This is a genomic window from Telluria sp. RB2R28, assembly GCF_059685835.1.
On sequence record NZ_JCASIK010000004.1, the window covers coordinates 485,660 to 505,721 of the forward strand.

At 65.5% G+C, this 20,062-nt stretch carries 19 protein-coding genes, 1 other RNA gene and 1 pseudogene; 7 read left to right on the forward strand and 14 right to left on the reverse strand.

Features of this window, described 5'->3' with window-relative positions:
• Nucleotides 1-10 precede the first annotated feature (10 nt).
• From ssrS to AC56LV_RS17715, 3 genes are all read left to right on the forward strand, one after another.
• Nucleotides 11-192, forward strand: a non-coding RNA gene (ssrS, locus tag AC56LV_RS17705) — 6S RNA.
• A gap of 101 nt (nt 193-293) precedes the next feature.
• Nucleotides 294-764 carry an EVE domain-containing protein gene (locus tag AC56LV_RS17710; protein WP_183555882.1) on the forward strand — a complete coding sequence of 157 codons (471 nt, stop codon included), beginning with the start codon at nt 294-296 and terminating at the stop codon, nt 762-764.
• A 2-nt stretch (nt 765-766) separates the two neighbouring features.
• Nucleotides 767-1,582 (forward strand): sulfite exporter TauE/SafE family protein, encoded by an 816-nt coding sequence (locus AC56LV_RS17715; protein WP_499559694.1) that lies wholly within the window; start codon nt 767-769, stop codon nt 1,580-1,582.
• A 7-nt stretch (nt 1,583-1,589) separates the two neighbouring features.
• Here AC56LV_RS17715 and AC56LV_RS17720 read toward each other — a convergent pair whose 3' ends face one another.
• From AC56LV_RS17720 to AC56LV_RS17745, 6 genes are all read right to left on the reverse strand, one after another.
• Nucleotides 1,590-3,776 carry a xanthine dehydrogenase family protein molybdopterin-binding subunit gene (locus AC56LV_RS17720; protein WP_499559551.1) on the reverse strand — a complete coding sequence of 729 codons (2,187 nt, stop codon included), beginning with the start codon at nt 3,774-3,776 and terminating at the stop codon, nt 1,590-1,592.
• A complete protein-coding gene (locus tag AC56LV_RS17725) occupies nt 3,773-4,252 on the reverse strand; it encodes a (2Fe-2S)-binding protein (RefSeq protein WP_499559553.1) in 480 nt (159 codons plus the stop codon). Before AC56LV_RS17725 ends, AC56LV_RS17720 begins: the two co-directional genes overlap by 4 nt.
• Nucleotides 4,249-5,547 carry a c-type cytochrome gene (locus AC56LV_RS17730; RefSeq protein ID WP_499559555.1) on the reverse strand — a complete coding sequence of 433 codons (1,299 nt, stop codon included), beginning with the start codon at nt 5,545-5,547 and terminating at the stop codon, nt 4,249-4,251. The genes AC56LV_RS17725 and AC56LV_RS17730 overlap by 4 nt, the downstream gene beginning before the upstream one ends.
• 78 nt (nt 5,548-5,625) lie before the next feature.
• Nucleotides 5,626-6,435, reverse strand: a complete 810-nt coding sequence (gene lgt / locus AC56LV_RS17735) for a prolipoprotein diacylglyceryl transferase (protein ID WP_499559557.1) — start codon at nt 6,433-6,435, stop codon at nt 5,626-5,628.
• A 2-nt stretch (nt 6,436-6,437) separates the two neighbouring features.
• Nucleotides 6,438-7,343 carry a LysR family transcriptional regulator gene (locus AC56LV_RS17740; RefSeq protein ID WP_499559559.1) on the reverse strand — a complete coding sequence of 302 codons (906 nt, stop codon included), beginning with the start codon at nt 7,341-7,343 and terminating at the stop codon, nt 6,438-6,440.
• Nucleotides 7,344-7,436: 93 nt separating this feature from the next.
• Complete coding sequence (locus tag AC56LV_RS17745; RefSeq protein ID WP_499455354.1) at nt 7,437-7,661, reverse strand: TIGR04438 family Trp-rich protein; 225 nt, start codon at nt 7,659-7,661, stop codon at nt 7,437-7,439.
• 178 nt (nt 7,662-7,839) lie between these two features.
• On the opposite strand from AC56LV_RS17745, the gene AC56LV_RS17750 reads away from it, so the two are divergent.
• From AC56LV_RS17750 to bluB, 3 genes and pseudogenes are all read left to right on the forward strand, one after another.
• Nucleotides 7,840-8,148, forward strand: a complete 309-nt coding sequence (locus AC56LV_RS17750; protein ID WP_258835467.1) for a c-type cytochrome — start codon at nt 7,840-7,842, stop codon at nt 8,146-8,148.
• A 127-nt stretch (nt 8,149-8,275) separates the two neighbouring features.
• Nucleotides 8,276-8,650: a (2Fe-2S) ferredoxin domain-containing protein gene (locus AC56LV_RS17755; RefSeq protein WP_499559561.1), complete on the forward strand. Its 375-nt coding sequence runs from the start codon at nt 8,276-8,278 to the stop codon at nt 8,648-8,650.
• A gap of 5 nt (nt 8,651-8,655) precedes the next feature.
• Nucleotides 8,656-9,290 (forward strand): annotated as a pseudogene (gene bluB / locus AC56LV_RS17760) (5,6-dimethylbenzimidazole synthase).
• 17 nt (nt 9,291-9,307) lie between these two features.
• On the opposite strand, the gene AC56LV_RS17765 reads toward bluB, so the two are convergent.
• Nucleotides 9,308-9,721: a BLUF domain-containing protein gene (locus AC56LV_RS17765; protein WP_499559563.1), complete on the reverse strand. Its 414-nt coding sequence runs from the start codon at nt 9,719-9,721 to the stop codon at nt 9,308-9,310.
• A gap of 248 nt (nt 9,722-9,969) precedes the next feature.
• Between AC56LV_RS17765 and katG the strand changes: the two genes are divergently transcribed.
• Complete coding sequence (gene katG, locus AC56LV_RS17770; protein WP_499559565.1) at nt 9,970-12,228, forward strand: catalase/peroxidase HPI; 2,259 nt, start codon at nt 9,970-9,972, stop codon at nt 12,226-12,228.
• Between the two features lie 61 nt (nt 12,229-12,289).
• Here katG and AC56LV_RS17775 read toward each other — a convergent pair whose 3' ends face one another.
• The 7 genes from AC56LV_RS17775 to AC56LV_RS17805 form a co-directional block, all read right to left on the reverse strand.
• A complete protein-coding gene (locus tag AC56LV_RS17775; protein WP_499559566.1) occupies nt 12,290-13,354 on the reverse strand; it encodes a CHAD domain-containing protein in 1,065 nt (354 codons plus the stop codon).
• A 108-nt stretch (nt 13,355-13,462) separates the two neighbouring features.
• The gene (locus tag AC56LV_RS17780; protein WP_499559568.1) at nt 13,463-14,164 is read right to left on the reverse strand and encodes an SIMPL domain-containing protein; all 702 of its coding nucleotides are present in this window, start codon (nt 14,162-14,164) and stop codon (nt 13,463-13,465) included.
• Between the two features lie 137 nt (nt 14,165-14,301).
• Nucleotides 14,302-16,458: an NHL repeat-containing protein gene (locus AC56LV_RS17785; RefSeq protein WP_499559570.1), complete on the reverse strand. Its 2,157-nt coding sequence runs from the start codon at nt 16,456-16,458 to the stop codon at nt 14,302-14,304.
• Nucleotides 16,459-16,588: 130 nt separating this feature from the next.
• A complete protein-coding gene (locus tag AC56LV_RS17790) occupies nt 16,589-16,924 on the reverse strand; it encodes an H-NS histone family protein (protein ID WP_183555866.1) in 336 nt (111 codons plus the stop codon).
• A gap of 144 nt (nt 16,925-17,068) precedes the next feature.
• The gene (locus tag AC56LV_RS17795; protein WP_499559572.1) at nt 17,069-17,500 is read right to left on the reverse strand and encodes a DUF2486 family protein; all 432 of its coding nucleotides are present in this window, start codon (nt 17,498-17,500) and stop codon (nt 17,069-17,071) included.
• Nucleotides 17,497-17,922, reverse strand: coding sequence for a DNA polymerase III subunit chi (locus AC56LV_RS17800; protein WP_499559574.1), 426 nt, complete (start codon nt 17,920-17,922; stop codon nt 17,497-17,499). Before AC56LV_RS17800 ends, AC56LV_RS17795 begins: the two co-directional genes overlap by 4 nt.
• 58 nt (nt 17,923-17,980) lie before the next feature.
• Nucleotides 17,981-20,056: a M3 family metallopeptidase gene (locus AC56LV_RS17805; RefSeq protein WP_499559576.1), complete on the reverse strand. Its 2,076-nt coding sequence runs from the start codon at nt 20,054-20,056 to the stop codon at nt 17,981-17,983.
• Nucleotides 20,057-20,062 lie beyond the last annotated feature (6 nt).

Genomic DNA, 20,062 nt, shown 5'->3' on the forward strand with positions numbered 1-20,062 from the left:
TAAACTCTTTTCTGCCCTGCGGTGTTCGAGATTTGCCATATATTCCTTGAACCATTCTTACGCATAGGTCGTGGAACAAGTTCGATGGGTGTGAGCGTCGCTAGTCCGACGAACCCGAAATTGATCTGACCGTGACCGCCTTGAACCGTTGTGGTTCAGGATGCCGGCAAAAACGGCACAGGCGGGGACTAAACATACAAGCGGTTGCGCACTCGGTACGCAGCCGCTTTTTTTTTATGTGCGCATTCACTGATGCTTCCGGTGCATCGTGTGCTGGCAGGGAGAACAGCGCGATGCGCTATTGGTTGATGAAATCCGAGCCCGACGAAGTCAGTTTCGACGACGTCCTCGCCGCCCCCGGCGCCACCGTGGCCTGGTTTGGCGTACGCAACTACCAGGCGCGCAACTTCATGCGCGACGCCATGGCCGTCGGCGACGGCGTGCTGTTCTACCACTCGGGCGGCAAGCTGCCCGGTGTGGCCGGCATCGCTGAAATCGTCAGCGGTCCGTATCCCGACGCCTCCCAGTTCGACGCCGCCAGCCATTACCACGACCCGAAGGCCACGCCCGAAACGCCGCGCTGGATCTCGGTCGATGTCAAGGCAGTCGAAGCGGGCCGCTTCGTGCCGCTGGCCGAACTGCGCACGGTGGCCGCGCTGGACGACATGGTGCTGCTGCAGAAGGGCAGCCGGCTGTCGATCTCGCCGGTCACCAAAGCCCAGTACACCACCATCGTCGCGCTGGTGCGCGGCAAGGGGGCTTGATGATGGCGCCCGCATTCGATCCGCTGCTCATCCTGGCCCTGCTGGCAATGGGCGCATTCGGGGGCTTCGTGGCCGGCCTGCTTGGCGTCGGCGGCGGCATGATCCTCGTCCCGTTCATCACGATGATTTTTACTGCACGCGGCTTTCCCGAGGAACTCGTGGTGCACATGGCGATCGCCACGTCACTTGGCACCATCTTCTTTACCTCATTGTCGTCGGTGCGTGCGCATCACAAGCACGGCGCCGTGCTGTGGCATGTCGTACGCCTGTTCACGCCCGGCATCCTGCTCGGTGCGTGGATCGGGCCCTGGATCGGCAAGCAGATGAACACCCCGGTGCTGGCCTTCTTTTTCGGCTGCTTCGTGGCTTACTCGGCAATCCAGATGCTGATCGGGAAAAAACCGGCGGCGGCGCGTGAGCTGCCCGGCAAACCGGGCATGTTTGCGGCTGGCAGCGTGATTGGCATCCTGGCGGGGCTCGTGGGTGCGGGCGGCGCCTTCGTCTCGGTGCCGTTCATGACGCGCTGTAATGTACGCATCCATAATGCCGTGGCCACCAGTGCCGCGATCGGCTTTCCGGTTGCGCTGATGGGCACGCTGTCGAACATCTACTTCGGCTGGGGCGAACCCGGGTTGCCGCCCTGGTCGCTGGGCTTCATCTACCTGCCGGCGCTGGCGATCATCGTGCTGGCCAGCGTATCGATGGCGCCGCTGGGCGCGCGCACCGCGCACAAGATGCCGGTACGCCAACTGCAGCGTATCTTCAGCGTCATCCTGTGCGCGCTGGCTGCCTACATGTTCTGGAAAGCGTTCAACTAGACTGGAGCTAGGCTTTGCGCACCCGCGTGCGGTCCAGTGGCAGGTCGCGCATGCGCAGGCCGCAGGCGTCGAACACCGCGTTCGCAATCGCCGCCGCCGCCGGGCCCTGCGCTGCTTCGCCGGTACCCAGGAACGGCTGGCCAGGCCGGTCGATCAGGTGCACGTCGATCTGTTCGGGGGCCTGGGCAAAGCGCAGGATCGGATATGACGCCCAGTCCACCGTCAGCACGCGCGATGCGTCGAAGCGCACCTGTTCCAGCAGGGTCCAGCTGGCCGACTGGATGATGCCGCCCTCGATCTGGTTGCGCACGCCGTCCGGGCTGACGATCTCGCCGCAATCGACGGCGCTCACCGCGCGCGTGATGCGCACCAGGCCTGTCTCGCGCGCCACCTCGACTTCCACCGCGATGGCGCAGTACGACGCCAGGTTTTTGTAGCGCGCAAACGCGAAGCCGCGTCCGCGCCGGGCAGGGCGCCGGTACGCATCCCAGCCAAACTTTGCTGCCGCCAGCTTGACCACGTCAAGTGCGCGTGGATCGTCCAGATGCCGCAGCCGGAACGCGACCGGGTCGCTGTTCGCGGCGCGCGCCAGTTCGTCCATGAAGCTTTCGATGGCGAACACATTGCAGTAGGCGCCCAGGCCGCGCAGCGCCGACGAGCGCAGGACCGGCTTTGGCTGGAAGTGGTGCACCACCCGCGCGTTGGGCAGCACGTAATAGGGAATGGCATTGCGGTCACCGCTGCCTTCGGGTTGCGGTGCAGGCTTGGCGACCGGTGGCGCAAACGGGCGCGCCAGGTGCGTGGCCGCCAGCAGGTTGCCGGCCTTGCCGGGCCGCGTATTGTGCGGCGGCGTGAAGACGTCGTGCTGCCAGTCGGCGATGCGGCCCTTGCTGTCGAGCGTGGCGGCCACCTGCACCACCATCGCCGCTCCGAACGGCTCCCACGCGTGTTCCTCTTCGCGCATCCACTGCACGCGCACGGGCCGGCCGGGCAGGGCGCGCGCAAGCAGGATGGCGTCGGCCGCGACGTCGTCGGCGCCGTTGTGGCCATAGCAGCCCGACCCTTCGACGTGGATGCAGCGGATCGTGGCTTCGTCCACGGCGATCAGTTCGGCCAGGGCCGTACGCAGCGGGTAGACACCCTGCGCATGGGTCCAGACCGTGTAGCGGCCGTCGACCAGTTGCGCCACGGCGCACGAGGGACCGATGGAAGCGTGCAGCTGGAACGGGCGTGTGTAGCGCGCAGCGAATCTGCGGCCCGCTTGGCCTGCTGCGCCGCGCGCCAGGATCGGCAACGCCTCGGCGGGCTGGGCGCGGATGAAGGCATTCACGTCGGGATGCACCGGCAGCGACGCCGGCGTGTCCCAGCGCGTGGCCCGTGCCAGCGCCGTCGCCGCCTTCACGGCGCGGTACTCGCCCTCGGCAATCACGGCGAGAAAGCGTCCGTCCTGCACCACCTTGAGCACGCCCGGCAGGCGTTCGATCGCGGCGACGTCGACGCCAATCAGCCGCGCCGCCTGCGACGGTGGCCGCACGATGCGCGCATGCACCATCTGCGGCAGGCGCAGGTCCTGCACATAGGCCGCGCCACCCGTGACTTTGGCTGGAATGTCGATGCGCGGCACCGACTTGCCGATTGCCGTGCGCGGGCCTGGCGGGGGTGGCGCGGGCGTTGGCGTGGCGCGCAGGTGCAGTTCCTGGCCCGTCACCAGCTGGCCGAACGTGACGCGCCGGCCGCCCGCGCTGAACGCACCATCCTTGAGCGCCAGGCTGCCCACGGGCGTGGCAAGCCGCGTTGCGGCCAGTTCGCCCAGGCGTAGACGCACCTGGCCGGCCGCATGGCGTAGCGCCGTGCCGCTGTCCTTCATCGAGTTGCTGCCGGCAGTGATGCCTTCGTCCGGCGTGCGCGCCGTGTCGGCGGTGACGAGCTGCAGCCGGCCAGGGGCCAGGCGCAGTTCGTCGGCCACCACCTGCAGCAGCGCGGTCTTGATGCCTTGCCCCAGTTCGGCCTTGCCGGTAAACACCGTGATGCGTTCATTGGCCTCGATGCGGATCCAGGCGTCGAGCCACGGCGACTTGTCCAGGCTCTTGGGCAGCTCGCCGGGGGCGGCAAAGGCGGTTGCCGGCATCGCGAACGACAGCGTCAGTGCGCCGCCGCCAGCGAGAAATGCGCGGCGGCCGGTATCGATCGTCATGGCTTGCCCTTTGCTGCCAGCGTATTGGCGGCGCGCCGCACCGCGCGCAGGATGCGCATGTGCGTGCCGCAGCGGCACAGGTTCGGCGACATGTGGGCGCGGATCTGGGCATCGGTCCGCGCCGGCGTCTTTTCGAGCAGCGCCGTGGCCTGCATCAGCATGCCGGCGATGCAGTAGCCGCATTGGGCGGCCTGTTCGTCGATGAAGGCTTGCTGCAGTACGCCCGGGGTGGTGGCATTGCCCAGGCCTTCGACCGTGCGCACCGGCCGCTGGCCGACGACGGACACCGGCACCATGCAGGACATTGCCGGCTTCCCGTCCAGCAGCACCGTGCACGAACCACACTGGCCCAGGCCGCAGCCGAACTTGGCGCCATTGAGTTCCAGGTCGTTGCGCAGCACGTACAGCAGCGGGGTGTCGGCATCCTGGTCGACGGCGTGCACCTTGCCGTTTACCTGCAGGCGGTAGGTCGTCATTCTTTGCTCGCTTTGCGCACGGCCTTGTCCAGATCGGGCCACACGGGTTGGTTCGCGCCATATTTGCGCAGGTAGGCCGCGAGGGCGCCGGTCTGTTCGTCGGTCAGGATCGTTTTAAAGGCCGGCATGAAGCGCGACGGCTCGCCATCGGGCGGCGTGATGCCATCCAGCGTGATGTGAATCAGGTCGCGCGGGTCGGGGTCGTACAGCGCGATCGCCTTTTGCAGCGGCAGCGCGGTGCCGGAACTGGCGTCGCGTCCGGCGTCGTGGCAACGCGCGCACGAATTGGCATACACGGCGTAGCCGAGCGTCATGCGCTGCAGGTCGGGGTCGTCATTGGCAGGCTTGGGCAGCGGGCCGGCCTGCTGCGCCGGCGTCGCGCGCGGCGGCGCCTTGGCCAGCTGGCTGTGGGTCCAGGCGGCCAGCGCCGCCACGTCGCGCTCGTCCGCTTGCGCGAGGTGCGTGACCACATCCTGCATCGGCCCGGCCGCCATCGCGTGGTCATGCGCGACCCCGTTGCGCAGATACGCATGCAGCTGCTCGCGGGTCCAGGGCAGGGGCGAGGGCGACTGCTCGTTCAGCGCCGGCGCGTACCAGTCATCGGCTTCGCCGCCATCAAGCTGCTTCTTCAGATCGGGGCCGCCCAGCAGCGTGCGCGGCGTGTGGCAGGCGGCGCAGTGTGCGACCGCGTCCGCCAGGTACGCGCCGCGATTCCATTCAGCCGATTGCCCGGCGACCGGCTGCCAGGGCGCATCGTCCAGGTACAGCACATTCCAGAACGCCACCAGCGGGCGGAACCCGAACGGGAAGGTCATCCGGTTCTCGCGCGCCGGCGCCACGATCGCGGGGCGCGTCATGAAATAAGCGTACAGGTCTTCGATGTCGCCGTCGGTCATGCGTACATAGTGGTTGTACGGGAAGGCGGGATACAGCAAGTGACCGTCGCGCGCGACGCCTTCGCGCATCGCGCGTGTGAAGGCCGCTTCGCTCCAGGCGCCGATGCCGGTCGCGGTGTCGGGGGTGATGTTGGTGCTGTGGACCGTGCCAAACGGGGTGTTCATCGGCTTGCCGCCGGCGAAGGGCCGCGACAGGTCCGGCGTGTGGCACGAGGCGCACATGCCAAGGCGCGCCAGATTGGCGCCGCGCCCGATGCGGGTGGTGTCGAAGGAAGGTGGTGTGGACTGCGGCGCCAGTGCGGGACGCCACATGATGGCAAATGCGACGCCGCTGGCGACGATGACGGCTGCGAGCAGCAGCCACCAGCCGGTATGTCGTTTGCGCTGGACTTTAACCATCGGGACTCCGTGTCGGGGAGTCCCATTGTCGATGCAGTACGGGTGGGCGCTCTGTGCGTTCGCCCACCCAGTGGGTACTTATGCCGTCACGGGCCGCGCCGGCGCTTTGCGGTACGCCCACGCCAGCATGGCCAGCGCGCCAACGATCATCGGCAGCGACAATACCTGGCCCGACGTGATCGGCAAGCCGAACACGGTGGTTTCCCAATCCGGCACGCGGAACCATTCGGTGAAGAAGCGCGCGCAGCCGTACAGCAGCGTGAACATGGCGCCGACGGCCAGGCGCGGACGCGCCTTGCGCGCGAACAGCCACAGGATAATAAAGACCAGCACGCCGTCGATCAGCGCCTGGTACAGCGGCGACGGATGGCGCGGGCCGGCCACGCCCGGCCACAGCATGGCCCACGGCAGGCTCGGATCGGCCAGACGGCCCGGCAGTTCGGCGTTGATGAAGTTGCCCATGCGGCCGGCGGCATACCCGAGCGGCACGAGCGGCGCGATGAAGTCGTAGACGTCGAGGATATTGCGGCGGCGTTTGCGGGCCCACAGCGCCATCGCGATCAGCACACCCAAAAAGCCCCCGTGGAACGACATCCCGCCGCGCCAGATCATGAAGATCTCGAGCGGGTGCGCCAGGTAGTACAGCGGCTGGTAGAACAGCACTTCGCCCAGGCGGCCGCCGAGGATCACGCCGAGCATCCCGTAGAACAGCATGTCGTCCAGATCATCCTTGGTCCAGCCCTGCACCGCCACGTGCGGCATGCGGATGCGCACGCGGCCCAGCATGATGAACAGGGCAAAGGCGACCACGTACATCAGGCCATACCAGTGGATTTGCACCGGCCCGAGCGCGAGCGCGATCGGGTCCGGCTGCGGATGAATCAGCATAATCAGTCTTTCTTCAATAGGTCCAGGAAGCCCTTGAGGACGGGCGAATCGTTATCGCGCCGCCACGCCAGGCCCGTTTCGGCCAGTGGCGCGGCGTCGCGCAGGGCACGGTATTCTACGCCGGGGCGCATCAGGTTCGAGACGGATTGTGGCACAAGTGCCAAGCCCATGCCGCCGGAAACCAGGCTGACGATGGTCTGCATCTGGATTGCCTCCTGCCCGATCGTTGGCAGCACGCCGGCGGCGCGATAGCACGCGAGGATCGCATCGTGCAGGCTGGGCGCCACCGTGCGCGGGAAGATCACCAGCGGCAGCGGGGGCAGGTCGCGCAGCCACACCGGCCCCGGTGCGGCCAGCGCCGCCAGTCCGCTCGGCGCGCACAGCACCAGGGGTTCGTCGAGCAGCTTGCGGTAGTTAAGCGCAGGATCGGCCATGCCCGCCGGTGCACCCGGCTGCAGCGGGATCACGAAGCCGGCATCGATGCGGCCGGACAGCAGGTCGTCGAACTGCACGTCGGACGTCGCCTCGTGCAGCACCAGGCGCACGCCCGGGAACGCCGCGCGGTAGCGGCGCAGCACGTCGGGCAGCATGCCCAGGCCGGCCGTGGAAACAAACGACAGCGCCAGGCGGCCCGCCTCGCCGCTGGCCGCGCGCCGCACCAGTTCGGGCAGGGCGCCGGCTTCGTCGAGGATGCGGCGCGCTTCAGGCAGCAGCGCGCTGCCGGCCGCTGTCAGGCCAACCATGCGGCGGTTGCGCAAAAACAGCGGCGCGCCGAGCAGGTCTTCGAGATTGGCGATGCTTTGCGAGAGCGGCGGCTGCGTCATGTGCAGGCGCTGCGCGGCGCGGCCGAAATGCAGCTCGTCGGCCACGGCGACGAAATGGCGGAGCTGGCGCAGTTCGGGATGCATTGATGGCGGTGATGGATGGACAGGACTCGGTGAGTTGTCCAATGTATCACAGCACAAGTATCACAGCGCCACCATGACAGCGCCGGAGTCTGGTCAGCGGCGCTTGCCGAGCGACTTCTTCACGCGGTCGGTGCGGCGCTGTTCATCGACATCGTGCGCCTTGCGCTTGTCCAGGCCGAGCGCCTTTTCGATGTACTCGAACCAGATGAAGGCAACGACCATCAGGCCGATGATGTACCACCAGGACAGGTCGGCAAAACGCCAGACCTCGAAGCCGCGCAACGCGGCAAGCAGGGCGATCAAGAGGATCAGGGGCATGGGGAAAACTCCTTGTAGCCGCACATCTTACGGAGTAAATGATGCTTATGGGCAAATTTAACAGTTTTCTGTTACACCGTATGAGCAAATGTGGTGATCGCGTTACAGAGTGTATCGCTTGCAGAAGGTCCACCGGATTGCCGGTAAAATTCACTCAGTCATTAATCTGGAGAATTCCATGAAGCGGTCCCTGTTGTTGTGTGTCGTGCTGTCGGCGTTTGCGTCTGGCAGCGCCCTGGCCCAGGCCGACCTGGCCAAGGCCAAGAATTGCATGGCCTGCCACACTTCGGCCACCAAGCTGGTTGGCCCGGCCTACAAGGACGTCGCCGAAAAATACGCGGGCCAGAAGGGCGCCGAAGACAAGCTGGTGCAGAAGGTGCTCAAGGGCGGCTCTGGCACCTGGGGTCCGATCCCGATGCCGGCCAATCCGCAGGTCAGCGAGGCCGAAGCGCGCTCGCTGGTCAAGTGGGTGCTCGCGACCAAATAAGCCATCCGGCTGCTGCACGACATGAAGCGCGCCTGCGTGAGCAAGGCGCGCTTTTTTATGGGCGATCCGCAGGGCGCGTGATGTAAGATCGTCGGCTATGCTCCCGCCTTTGCCACCTGACCAAAGCATGACCACCCTCGATTCCCCCGCACCCGATACGCCCCGCCAGGTTGTCAAGCCCACCATCGGCGTCTACCGCCGGCATCTGCTCGTGTGCACCGGCTCGCGCTGCAGCGCCGACGGCGCCTCGCAGGCCCTGTTCGACAGCCTGGGCGAGAAGTTCAAGGCCAGCGGCCTGGATGGCGGGCCGCTGCGCGTCAAGCGCAGCCGGGTGAGCTGCTTCGCCGCCTGCAAGGGCGGGCCGATCGTCTGCGTCCAGCCGGACGGCACCTGGTACTACAACGTCACGCCGGACAATATGGACCGCATCATCGACCAGCACCTGTGCAAGGGTGAGCGCGTGGAAGACCTGGTGTTCCACCAGGCGGGCACGGAGGCGTGACGACGATGGCGCACCGCTTCGATGACGCCCAGATCGACGGCGTCTACCGCGCGATCGCCGAGCGGCGCGACGTGCGCCACTTCATCCCCGGCGCGATCGACGAAGCGGTGCTGGTGCGCCTGCTGACGGCGGCGCACCAGGCGCCCAGCGTCGGCATGATGCAGCCGTGGCGCTTCATCCGCATCGCGTCAACGCTGCTGCGTGAGCAGATCTGCGCGCTCGTTGAAGCGGAGCGCGTGGCCACCGCCGACGCCCTGGGCGAGCGTGGCACCGAATTCATGCGCCTGAAGGTCGAGGGACTGCGCGAATGCGGCGAGGTGCTGGTCGTGGCGCTGATGGACGGGCGCGAACGGCACGTGTTCGGGCGCCGCACGCTGCCCGAGATGGACCTGGCCTCGGTGTCCTGCGCGATCCAGAACATGTGGCTGGCGGCGCGCGCCGAAGGCTTGGGAATGGGGGGGTGTCGCTGTTCGATCCCGTGCAGCTGGCGGCCTTGCTGGGCATTCCGGAAGGCGGCAAGCCGATTGCGATCCTGTGCCTCGGCCATGTCGCCGAGTTTTATCCGAAGCCGATGCTCGAACTCGAAGGCTGGGCCCAGCGCGGCACGCTGGGCGACTTTGTCACGCTCGACCGCTGGTAGCGAGCACTGGCACAGTCTCAGCTCGCAAACATCTTCAGTAAGGCCACTGCCGGAGCCGCCGAGCCGATGCGCCGGTTGGCTTGCGCAGCTTCCAGGACCTCGACCAGTTCATCGTATTTGTCGGCCTGACGGTCATTCAGATTGATCATGTTCATGCTCCAGCGTGGGAACGTACGGAACTTGGCCGGCTCGTTGTAGAGCACGCGCGAATTCTTGTGGCGGGGATCGAGTTCGATTTTCTGGTACAGCTCGTCGAGCGTGCTCACCGGCCCCTCCAGCACCTGCAGGAACCAGCCGCCGTTGTAAAACAAGCTTCCAGTCACGTCGAGTGGAGCATTATTGTTTTTCGCCGTATCCTGAATGGCAGCCAGGTCGGCAGGGGACATCTTGCGGGTGGCCTGGCTGACGTAGACGAGTTGATTGATCGACATAGTAGAGTTCTTTCTTTTTAGAAAGAAAGAACGATAGCGCGACAAAACCTGCATGTCGATGTAATGTTGCCTTGTGGAAAATTAGAGCGGTTCAAAGATGCGCGCATCTGCACCGTGGAGTCGGCTGCGGGTTGTTGCCAAAAACTTATGTGACAACTGCTATCGCAACCATCAACATTGCCAATCCACGAGTGAGCGAATTGTTCCTATAATTTTGTCAAATCTTACCGATCAGACAGGAGAAACAAATGAGTGTGGACAATATCCCGGCCAAGTGCCCGTTCAGCGGAGCAGCCGGCACCGGTACGACCAATCGTGACTGGTGGCCAAAAGCACTGCGTCTCGATCTGCTCGCGCAACATTCGGCCAAGTCCGACCCGATGGGTGGCGACTTCGATTACCGCGCCGCCTTCAACAGCCTCGACCTCGAGGCAGTCAAGGCCGACCTGGCCAAGGTGATGACGGATTCCCAGGACTGGTGGCCGGCTGACTTCGGTCACTACGGCGGCCTGTTCGTGCGCATGGCATGGCATAGCGCCGGCACCTACCGCATCGGCGACGGCCGTGGCGGCGCCGGCCGCGGCCAGCAGCGCTTTGCACCCCTGAACAGCTGGCCTGACAACGTCAGCCTCGACAAGGCACGCCGGCTGATCTGGCCGGTCAAGCAGAAATACGGCGAGAAAATCTCGTGGGCCGACCTGATCATCCTGACCGGTAACGTCGCCCTCGAAACGATGGGCTTCAAGACCTTCGGCTTTGCCGGCGGTCGCCAGGACGTGTGGGAACCCGACCTCGACGTGTACTGGGGCCGCGAGAACAAGTGGCTGGGCAGCGACGAGCGCTACACGGTGGGCTCGCCCGGCGTCGAAGGCCGCGGCGTTATCGACAAGGATGACGACAGCGAGATCACCCACACGCGCGACCTCGAGAACCCGCTGGCGGCAGTGCAGATGGGCCTGATCTACGTGAACCCGGAAGGCCCGGACGGCAAGCCCGACCCGGTCGCATCGGCCCGCGACATCCGCGACACGTTCGGCCGCATGGCCATGAACGACGAAGAAACCGTGGCGCTGATCGCCGGCGGCCACACCTTCGGCAAAACCCACGGTGCCGGTCCGTCCGAGCACGTCAAGGAAGAGCCGGAAGCAGCCGGCCTGCATGCCCAGGGCTTTGGCTGGCAAAACAGCTTCGGCAGCGGCAAGGGTCCGGATACGATCACCAGCGGCCTCGAAGTCACCTGGACCAGCACGCCGACCCAGTGGGGCCACGATTACTTCACGTACCTGTTCGGCCACGAGTGGGAACTGACGAAAAGCCCGGCCGGCGGCCACCAGTGGATCGCCAAGGACGCCGATGCCACCGTGCCGGATGCGTATGACGCCGCCAAGCGCCACCGTCCGACGATGCTGACGTCCGACCTGGCCCTGCGCATGGACCCGGCCTACGAGGCGATTTCGCGTCGCTTCCTGGAAAACCCGGACCAGTTCGCCGACGCCTTTGCCCGCGCCTGGTTCAAGCTGACCCACCGCGACATGGGGCCGCGTGCCCGCTACCTCGGCCCGGACGTCCCGGCCGAAGTGCTGATCTGGCAGGATCCGGTGCCGGCCGCCCAAGGCGCGGCGATTGACGACGCCGATGCCAAAGCCCTGAAAGACAAGGTGCTGGCATCCGGCCTGGGCATCGGCGAGCTGGTGTCGACGGCGTGGGCCTCGGCCGCAAGCTTCCGCGGCTCCGACAAGCGTGGCGGCGCCAACGGTGCGCGCATCCGCCTGGTCCCGCAAAAGGACTGGGCCGCCAACGAGCCGGAACAGCTGGGCCGCGTGCTGGCGCAGCTCGAGGCCATCCAGGGCGAGTTCAATGGGGCGCAGACGGGCGGCAAGCAGGTCTCGCTGGCCGACCTGATCGTCCTGGCCGGTAACGCCGGCGTCGAAGCAGCAGCCAAGGCGGCGGGCCACGACATTACCGTGCCATTCACGCCGGGTCGCACCGATGCGTCGCAGGAGCAGACTGACGTGGAATCGTTCCATGCGATGGAACCGGTCGCGGATGCCTTCCGCAACTTCGAGAAAGCCCTGTACAGCATCCCGGCTGAATCGTTGATGATCGACCGCGCCCAGTTGCTGACGCTGACGGCGCCGGAAATGGCCGTGCTGGTGGGGGGAATGCGCGTGCTGGGCGCCAATACCGGCGGCAGCGCCGATGGCGTGCTCACGCAGCAGAAGGGCGCGTTGACGAACGACTTCTTCGTCAACCTGCTCGACATGGCCACCGAATGGCATCCTGCCACGCGGCCTGGCCAGGGCGTCGAACGCTTTGAAGGCCGCGATCGCAAGACGGGCGAGAAGAAGTGGACCGCGTCGCGCGTCGACCTGGTGTTCGGCTCGAATGCGCAGCTGCGTTCGATCTCGGAGGTGTATGCCAGCGCCGATGCCGGCCAGAAGTTCGCGAAGGACTTCGTGGCGGCCTGGACCAAGGTGATGGAGCTGGATCGCTTCGACGTGAAGTAACTTTGTCGTCTGGCCCGGGGTGAATCCCGGGCCTTTTTCTTTTCAGCCTGGCCGGGGAAGATCAGCGCGTGATGCGGCGCTTGGCGACGTCGGCCAGCACCTTCGACAGCCCCTGCGCATCGGCCTCGCCGGTTGCCGCGATATAGCCGCGAACATAGGCTGCCTGCTTGGCGACCTGGCTGCTGCCACCCTTGAGTTCTTCGAGCAGGTGGTCGGCCACGGCGAGATCATTCAGCGCGCCCAGGCGATCCTGCAGCTTTTCGAGATGCCCGAGGTAGCGTTTGACGCGCTGCGCCGGCAGCAGGTCGCGGAAGAATTCCGCCGCATAGCGCGCCTTCTTGGCGGCAATGCGCACGCGGTGACGGCCCGGTGCATCGGCTTCTTCCAGCCCGTCGATACGCTTGGCCAGGCGCTTCTCGGCCGTGCGCAGCAGGGGCAGGGCGCTTTTCGCGGCGCGTTCAAGCAGTGGCGAATCCTTCGGCAGGCCGCCTTCGGGCTGCCAGCGGCGCTCGCCCAGCCAGTCCTTCAGTTGCACCATCAGCTCGGTGTAGCGCGCATCGCGCAGCACGTGCAGGATCTGTGCGTGGTGGCCCGTGGCGCGGTCATGTGCAGCCTGGCGCAGCGCCTGTGCATCGATGCCCGGTACGCGCTTGATGGTGGAATCGGCCAGCACGTCCCAGTCGCGCGCAGGACCGAGTTCGCCGGACAGCCACTCGATGCTTGCATGCAGCGGCACCGGTGGCGGCGCCAGTTCTTCGAACATCGCGAGCAGCGCGCGCAGGCGGCGCAGGCCCACGCGCATCTGGTGCAGGCTCTCGACATGCTGTTTCAGCACGCCCGGCACGTTTGCTTCGATCTGCGCCACACAATTGAGGCCAATGGCCTGGAACGCGTCTTCGAGCGTCATGCGCCCGCGCAGGTGGACCGGTTCGGCCTTGACGGCGCCGATCGGCGCTTCTTTGACGCCGGGTGCCGGCTCAGCTGGCAGCGGCTGGTCCGTTTGCGGTTCGTCGGCTGCCTCGGTCGCTTCGGTCGCGTCGATAATCTTGACTGCCTCCGTCTGATCGGGCGTCGCGGCCGCCGCGATCCCGGGCGTCAGGTGTTTTGTTTTGTGGTGTTTGCTCATGCTGGTGCCTCTCGTGGACAGTGGATAAGTCCATCATACGCCTGAGCACTCATCCGTTCACGTCTCCATGACAGGCACGTGACATTGCGCACTGCAGGGTGGGTCAGCTTACTTGGCGATCCGGTAAATCACGTCCACGCCCTGCACAAATTTCTGTACGCCCACCAGCTGAGGATCGCGTGGCGACGACACCGATGGGTAGCGCGGCGCATCGCTGGCCAGTCCCATCGCGTTGGACAGGTTCTTCAGTGGCGCCAGCGCCACGCCACCCGCCGGCCCCAGTTTGGTGCCAATGCCGCGGGCGATGTTCAGCGCCTTCACGCGCGCCGCGTTCAGCGCCTGGCTCACGAGTTCCGCTTCGATCTTGTCGGCGTCGCTGCGGCTGAACGCCACGGCCAGCGATTCGACATTGGGCAGGCCCATCAGGCTCTGGATCAGCGCCGTCCACCCGTTCAGGTCGCGCACCGTCGCGTGCACGGCGGCGCGGGTTTCGATCGCCGTCACCCGCTCGCCCTCCTTGAGCGGGCGGCGCAGCACGTCCTGCACAGAGATGTCTTCGACCTTCACACCCTGTTCGGCCAGCAGCGCGCGGCTCGCCATTAGACGCTCGTGGACCAGCTTCCATGCTGCCTCCAGGTCGGCGTCGGTGCTGACGATGTCGAAATCGATCTCGCCGGTGTCCGGCATCACGTGCAGGTCGGCAGCAGCCGTCACGTGGATGAAGGGGTAGGCGGGCAAGTCGGCAGCGTGGGCAGGCGCAGCGTGCAGCACGGCGGCGACAGCCAATGCAGTGGCAAACATCTTGAGCATGATGATCCTTGTCGTAGCGGGAACATTCCCGTGGCAAGGCCAGCGTAAAGCGTCTAGACCTTGATGTCTATATAAAGTAGATATCAAGGTCTAGATTATGTGACGTGCATGACGGCAGCGGCGCCGTCCATGCACGCCTACTCGATCACGAACGCCAGGTCGCGGCCGTTTTGCGCCACCTGGCCCGCGTAGTCGGCGGCGTGGATGCGCAGCAGATACTCGCCCGGCGCCAGGTCGGCGACGCGCCAGCTGCCCGTCTCGATCCTCCCATCGCGCAGGCGGTTGTTGAGCGCATAGTCGAACTGGGTCGATGCGCTGCCGTAGACCGTGATGCCGCTGGTCGGCGCATAGGCCGCTTTCACCGCGTCAGGGTTGCGCGGCAGGCGGTCGTAGACCTGCGTAATGACGGGCTGCTCGAAGCCGGGCAGTGGCGTACCGTCGGCGCGCAGCACCTGGTAGCCCAGCTTGTACAGCCCCAGCTTGCGGCGCGCCAGGTTGCCATCCACCTGGTCATAGGCATTCACGACGATCTGGAGCTCGCCCAGCGTACGGTCGAGGCGCAGGGGCTGGCCCTTTTTCGCCGTGATGCGCTTGCCGGCAGTGTCGTACAACGCGATGCGCGAGATCGTCGGCGTCACCGTGTCGACGAAACCGATGAACGGCAGCGTGAGCGCATTGACGAGCGAGCCGCCCTGGTAGTAATCGAGGTGCACGTGCGACAGCGCATTGAGCGTGCCGAGCTTGTCGCCGACGGCAAAGCGGGTGCCGCGCGGCACCCGCACGCGCACGGCCTTGCCATTGCTCTTGCCATCAGCGGTTTCTTCGCGCTGGATCTGGAAGCGCGGGTCGAGTGCGCGGCCTTGCGGATCGCGTCCCACGCGCATGTGGATGTACGACAGCGGCCCCACGCTCATGCCTTCGCCAAGGTTGTTGAAACCCCAGTTCGCATACGGATCGGTCACCTTGGCCGGCAGGATCGCCAGCACGGTTGCGCCGACGTCGCCGCGCACATCCAGGCCTGCATGGAAATGGTCGCGGCTGTCGCCGCCATACGTGCCGCGCACTTCGCCCATCACGCCCACGACTTCATGGACGGTGTCTTGCGGGCCAAGCGGCCAGGGCATCGGTGCCGTGCGCCGTTGCAGCGGCGGGCGCGCCAGCACGGGCGCGGCTTCGCCTGCGCGCGGCGGCGCGAGGCGGTGCAGGCGGTGAGCGTTGGCGTCGGCCACCACCAGGCTGCCGTCGCGCGCCACGGCAATGCCGCGCGGGCCGTTGAGCTGCACGGTGCCATCGCTGCCGAGACCGTTCGGCTCGAGCGGGTGGTCGGTATCCTCCAGCGGACGGAATTCGCCGGTTGGCGTCATCTGCAGGATGCGCCCGCCGGCACTGGCGACGATGTACAGGTAGCCGTCGCGCGTGACGGCCAGGCCCACCGGGCGCCGCAGCGCGGGGCGGCGCTCGGCCTCGGGCGGCAGCGCGAGCGTGTCGACCGTGCCATCGGGCCGCAGGCGGCGCACCGCGTTGTTGCCGGTATCGGCGATGTACAGGTTGCCGTCATGGTCGACGGCCAGTGCGCTTGGGGTATCGAAGGCGGCGGCCGTGCCGGGGCCGTCGAACAGGTTCGGCTTGCCAGTGCCGGCCAGCGTGGTCACCGTGCCATCCTGGGCGATGCGGCGGATGCGGTCGTTGTAGGTGTCGGCCACGTAGACGATGCCGGCGTCGTCCACCGCGATGCCGACCGGCCCGTTGAACTGGGCGGCACGGCCGATGCCATCGACATAGCCGGGACTGCCGTTGCCGGCCAGCGTCGTCACGGCGCCATCGGGCGCGATGCGGCGGATCGCGTGATTGCCCGTGTCGGCCACGTACAGGTTGCCCAGGTGGTCCAGCGCGATGGCAGATGGCGTATTGAACGCGGCGGCCGCGCCCAGGCCATCGATAAAGCCTTCCTTGCCGCCGGCCAGCGTCGACACTGCGCCATCGGGCTGGACGACGCGGATGCGGTTGGCCTCGCCCCCGTCGGCGACATAGATCGCGCCGCGCGGGCCAATGGCCACGCCGTAGGGATCGCTGAAGCGGCTGGCGGGTGCTGCGCCATCGAGCACGCCGTCCTGGCCGTCGCCCGCCAGCAGGTGCACGCGGGCAGGCCAGAATGGCTGCGTTTTGGCGACCGGGGCGGTCAGTACCGGGGTGGCGCCGCTGTGGGGTTCGACCCGGTCGGTGAACCAGAAGACGGTGCCGACGGCCAGGATGGCGGCGCCGGCGAGTGCTGCGATGAGGGGAGTGCGTTTCACGACGACGACCGGCTGATTGCTGAAGTTGCAATCTTAGCCGAAACACGTGAATGGATGGGGCGGGCAGAAATGCGAACGCCGCCGGACGAACGTCACGGCGGCGTGCAGGTCTTGCGTGGTACTGCGAGGCTTAGATGCGCAGATCGTCCAGCGACTTGCCCTTGCCCAGTGCGTCGACAACCCACTTTGGTTGACGGCCACGGCCGGTCCAGGTCTGGGTATTGTCAGCCGGGTTGTGATATTGCGGATTGACTTTCGCGCCGCCGCCCGTCTTCTTGGCTTTGGTGCTGCCGCCTTTGGCCAGCAGTTCCTCGACCGAGATGCCCATATTCTGGGCGATCTCGAGAATTTGCTCACGCGCTTTCTTTACGTCTTGCTGCTGGCGGTTTTTGATCTCCTTTTCGATATCGAATTGAAGACCTTTCAGTTCGGCGAGGTTATAACCCGACAGATTGATGTTTGCCATTTTGTTTCTTCCTTGATTAGGTGATTCGATTCGTTTCGAAGAGCCGCGCAGGGATTTTACTATTGAATCGCCAATTTGGAATGACAATCGTGCGCGGGGTTAATTTCGAATCAAATGGAAGGCAGAACGGCATGTGGTACGGGTTTATTTTTCCAGCATTCTGATGTGTGCAATTTCTTGAGAAACTGCGCGCGTCACGACATCGCTCAGCGTATCGCCGAGGCTGTTACGAATATCGGCTGAGAAACTGGTCATTGCTTTGTCGACGGCATCGGCAATACCGTCGCGCAGGCGCTGTTCGAGCACGAAATCGATCCGGCCTTGCAATTGCTGCAGGATGCGCTCGGTGACGCGCCGCTCCATCACGCTCCATTGCTCGCCGCTCCAGTGGTCGACGGCGCGCCGTTCCAGCGCCTCTGGTGCGTCCTGCGGCGCGGCCGCCACGGGCGCAGGCAGCGGGGACTCTGCTTCGACCACCGGTGCCGGTTGCGCCAGCGGCGCGCCCGGCGCGGTTGGTTCTGCGACTACTTCGGTCAACACGGGAATACTGGCATCGAAAGCGGGATCGTGGCTCATGATTGTCCTGCGACGAAGTGGGTCAGCGGATAGGATTCTTTTTTATACGCGATATAGCGTTTGCGGCCTTCGGCAGCGTCTTCTTCATCGATCGAGATAATTTCAAATACACGCGCAAATTGCGTGAAGTTGCGCGGCCTGCGGCGCGTCAGGTTCACGAGCATATCGTGGTGCGGGAGTTCGCTGTCTTCATTATCGGTAATCACGATCGGCGTTTGCGCCGCCAACCCGTCGCCGGCCATCACGTGCGGAATGAAATCAGTATCCGACACGGTCCACATGGCGGCATTCAAGGCGTCGGCTTGTTCGGGGCTATCGGCCAGCACGACGATTTTGGCGCGCGCGCCATATGCCTTGCGCGCGAGGCGGCAGGCATAGGCCAGCTTATCCGGGATATTGGTATGAAAGTCGATGCGGGTCATGGGCGCTTATGGAAAATCGGGAGTGCGCTGGCACTCCCGACAGGGTCAATCCAATTAATCAGGCATTCATGCCGCTATGGCGCAGCAAGGCATCGATCGAGGGCTCGCGGCCGCGGAAGGCCTTGAATGAATCGAGCGCCGGGCGCGAACCGCCCACCGCCAGAATCTCGCGCTGGAAGCGCCGGCCCGTTTCAAACAGGTCGGCGCCGCCGCCTTCGACCGCTTCTTCGAATGCAGCATAAGCGTCGGCCGACAGCACTTCAGCCCACTTGTAGCTGTAATAGCCGGCCGCATAGCCGCCCGCGAAGATGTGGCTGAACGAATGCAGGAAGCGGTTGAACGACGGCGGCGTGATGACCGCAAAGTTGCGGCGCACATCGTCGATCAGCGCCTGGACTTGACCGTTGTGCGCGTCGAAGTCGTAGTGCAGGTGCATGTCGATCAGCGAGAACTCGACCTGGCGCAGCGTCTGCATCCCGGACTGGAAGTTCTTCGCAGCCGTCATCTTGTCGAACAGCGCGCGTGGCAGTGGCTCGCCGGTGTTCACGTGCGCCGTCATCTGCTGCAGCTTGTCCCACTCCCAGCAGAAGTTTTCCATGAACTGCGACGGCAGCTCCACGGCATCCCATTCGACGCCCGAGATGCCCGAGACCGACAGCTCTTCGACTTCGGTCAGCATGTGGTGCAGGCCGTGGCCGAATTCGTGGAACAGCGTGGTCACTTCGTCGTGTGTGAACAGCGACGGCTGCAGCACGCCATCTTTCATCGCCGGAGGCGTGAAATTGCAGACCAGGTAAGCCACTGGCGTTTGCACGGTGCCGCCATGAAGCAGGCGGCGCCCGCGCGCATCGTTCATCCACGCGCCTTGCGCCTTGCCGGCGCGCGCATACAGGTCGAGGTAGAACTGGCCGACCAGCCGGCCATCGCGCTCGATGCGGAAGAAGCGCACGTCCGGGTGCCAGGTCGGCGCGTCGTCCGGGCGCACGGTCACGCCGAACAGCTCCTGGATCACGCCGAACAGGCCCGCGACCACTTTCGGCTCGGGGAAGTATTCCTTCACTTCCTGGGCAGAGAACGCATAGCGCTGCTCGCGCAGCTTTTCGGAGGCGAAGGCCACGTCCCACGATTGCAGGTCGTCGATTGCCAGCTCGTCGCGCGCAAACGCGCGCAGTTCGGCCAGGTCTTTTTCGGCATACGGGCGGGCGCGGCGCGCCAGGTCTTCGAGGAATTCGATCACGTGCTGCGGGCTTTGCGCCATCTTGGCCACCAGCGAGACATCGGCGAAGCTGCCGTAGTCGAGCATCTTGGCTTCTTCATTGCGCAGTTGCAGCAACTTGACGATGTTCGACGAGTTGTCCCACTTCGCGAGATCGGTAAACATGATGCCGGCGTCGGACGCCTTGGTCGCGGTGGCGCGGTAGATCGTCTCGCGCAGCGCGCGGTTGGTACTGAACTGCAGGATCGGGAAGTACGACGGGAAGTGCAGCGTGAACAGCCAGCCGGTCTTGCCATCGCGTTCGGCCGCGGCTTTCGCAGCGGCCTTCACGTCGTCGGGCAGGCCGGCCAGTTCGGCTTCGCTGTCGACCACGAGCTTGTAATCGTTGGTGGCGTCGAGCACGTTTTCAGAAAAGCGCGTCGACAGTTGCGACTGCTGTTCCTGGATCTCGGCGAAGCGTTCTTTCTTGTCGGCGGCCAGTTCGGCGCCGCCCAGGCGGAAGTCGCGCAGCGCGTTTTCGACGATGCGCTTGCGGGTGTCGCTCAGCGCCTCGAAACCGGCGCTGTCGCGCAGCTGCTTGTACTTGGTAAACAGCGCCTCGTTCTGGCTCAGCGCGGTCGAGAACTCGACGACCTTCGGCTGATTCTCGTTGTAGGTGGCGCGCAGTTCGGGCGTGTCGACCACGTGGTTCAGGTGGCCGACCACGCCCCAGGCGCGGCCCAGGCGTTCGCTGACCTCGTCGAGCGGAGCCAGCGTGGCCCAGGTAACCTCATCCAGCGGCGCCTCGAGCTGCGCCACGACGGCGTTCGCCTCGGCGATCAGACTGTCGATGGCGGACGTGACGTGTTCGGGCTTGATCGCGTCAAAGCGCGGCAAGTCGGAAAAGTCGAGGAGGGGATTGCTCGTTTCGTTCGTCATCAATAG

Excerpts from the sequence above, each read along its gene's own strand:
- AC56LV_RS17750 (WP_258835467.1), top strand. The coding sequence starts at position 7,840 with ATGAAGCGGTCCCTGTTGTTGTGTGTCGTGCTGTCGGCGTTTGCGTCT.
- AC56LV_RS17765 (WP_499559563.1), bottom strand. The coding sequence starts at position 9,721 with ATGTCGATCAATCAACTCGTCTACGTCAGCCAGGCCACCCGCAAGATG.
- AC56LV_RS17745 (WP_499455354.1), bottom strand. The coding sequence starts at position 7,661 with ATGCCCCTGATCCTCTTGATCGCCCTGCTTGCCGCGTTGCGCGGCTTC.
- AC56LV_RS17740 (WP_499559559.1), bottom strand. The coding sequence starts at position 7,343 with ATGCATCCCGAACTGCGCCAGCTCCGCCATTTCGTCGCCGTGGCCGAC.
- AC56LV_RS17800 (WP_499559574.1), bottom strand. The coding sequence starts at position 17,922 with ATGACCCGCATCGACTTTCATACCAATATCCCGGATAAGCTGGCCTAT.
- AC56LV_RS17710 (WP_183555882.1), top strand. The coding sequence starts at position 294 with ATGCGCTATTGGTTGATGAAATCCGAGCCCGACGAAGTCAGTTTCGAC.
- AC56LV_RS17725 (WP_499559553.1), bottom strand. The coding sequence starts at position 4,252 with ATGACGACCTACCGCCTGCAGGTAAACGGCAAGGTGCACGCCGTCGAC.
- AC56LV_RS17795 (WP_499559572.1), bottom strand. The coding sequence starts at position 17,500 with ATGAGCCACGATCCCGCTTTCGATGCCAGTATTCCCGTGTTGACCGAA.
- AC56LV_RS17790 (WP_183555866.1), bottom strand. The coding sequence starts at position 16,924 with ATGGCAAACATCAATCTGTCGGGTTATAACCTCGCCGAACTGAAAGGT.
- AC56LV_RS17805 (WP_499559576.1), bottom strand. The coding sequence starts at position 20,056 with ATGACGAACGAAACGAGCAATCCCCTCCTCGACTTTTCCGACTTGCCG.
- AC56LV_RS17730 (WP_499559555.1), bottom strand. The coding sequence starts at position 5,547 with ATGGTTAAAGTCCAGCGCAAACGACATACCGGCTGGTGGCTGCTGCTC.
- lgt (WP_499559557.1), bottom strand. The coding sequence starts at position 6,435 with ATGCTGATTCATCCGCAGCCGGACCCGATCGCGCTCGCGCTCGGGCCG.
- AC56LV_RS17720 (WP_499559551.1), bottom strand. The coding sequence starts at position 3,776 with ATGACGATCGATACCGGCCGCCGCGCATTTCTCGCTGGCGGCGGCGCA.
- AC56LV_RS17780 (WP_499559568.1), bottom strand. The coding sequence starts at position 14,164 with ATGCTCAAGATGTTTGCCACTGCATTGGCTGTCGCCGCCGTGCTGCAC.
- AC56LV_RS17715 (WP_499559694.1), top strand. The coding sequence starts at position 767 with ATGGCGCCCGCATTCGATCCGCTGCTCATCCTGGCCCTGCTGGCAATG.
- AC56LV_RS17775 (WP_499559566.1), bottom strand. The coding sequence starts at position 13,354 with ATGAGCAAACACCACAAAACAAAACACCTGACGCCCGGGATCGCGGCG.
- AC56LV_RS17755 (WP_499559561.1), top strand. The coding sequence starts at position 8,276 with ATGACCACCCTCGATTCCCCCGCACCCGATACGCCCCGCCAGGTTGTC.
- katG (WP_499559565.1), top strand. The coding sequence starts at position 9,970 with ATGAGTGTGGACAATATCCCGGCCAAGTGCCCGTTCAGCGGAGCAGCC.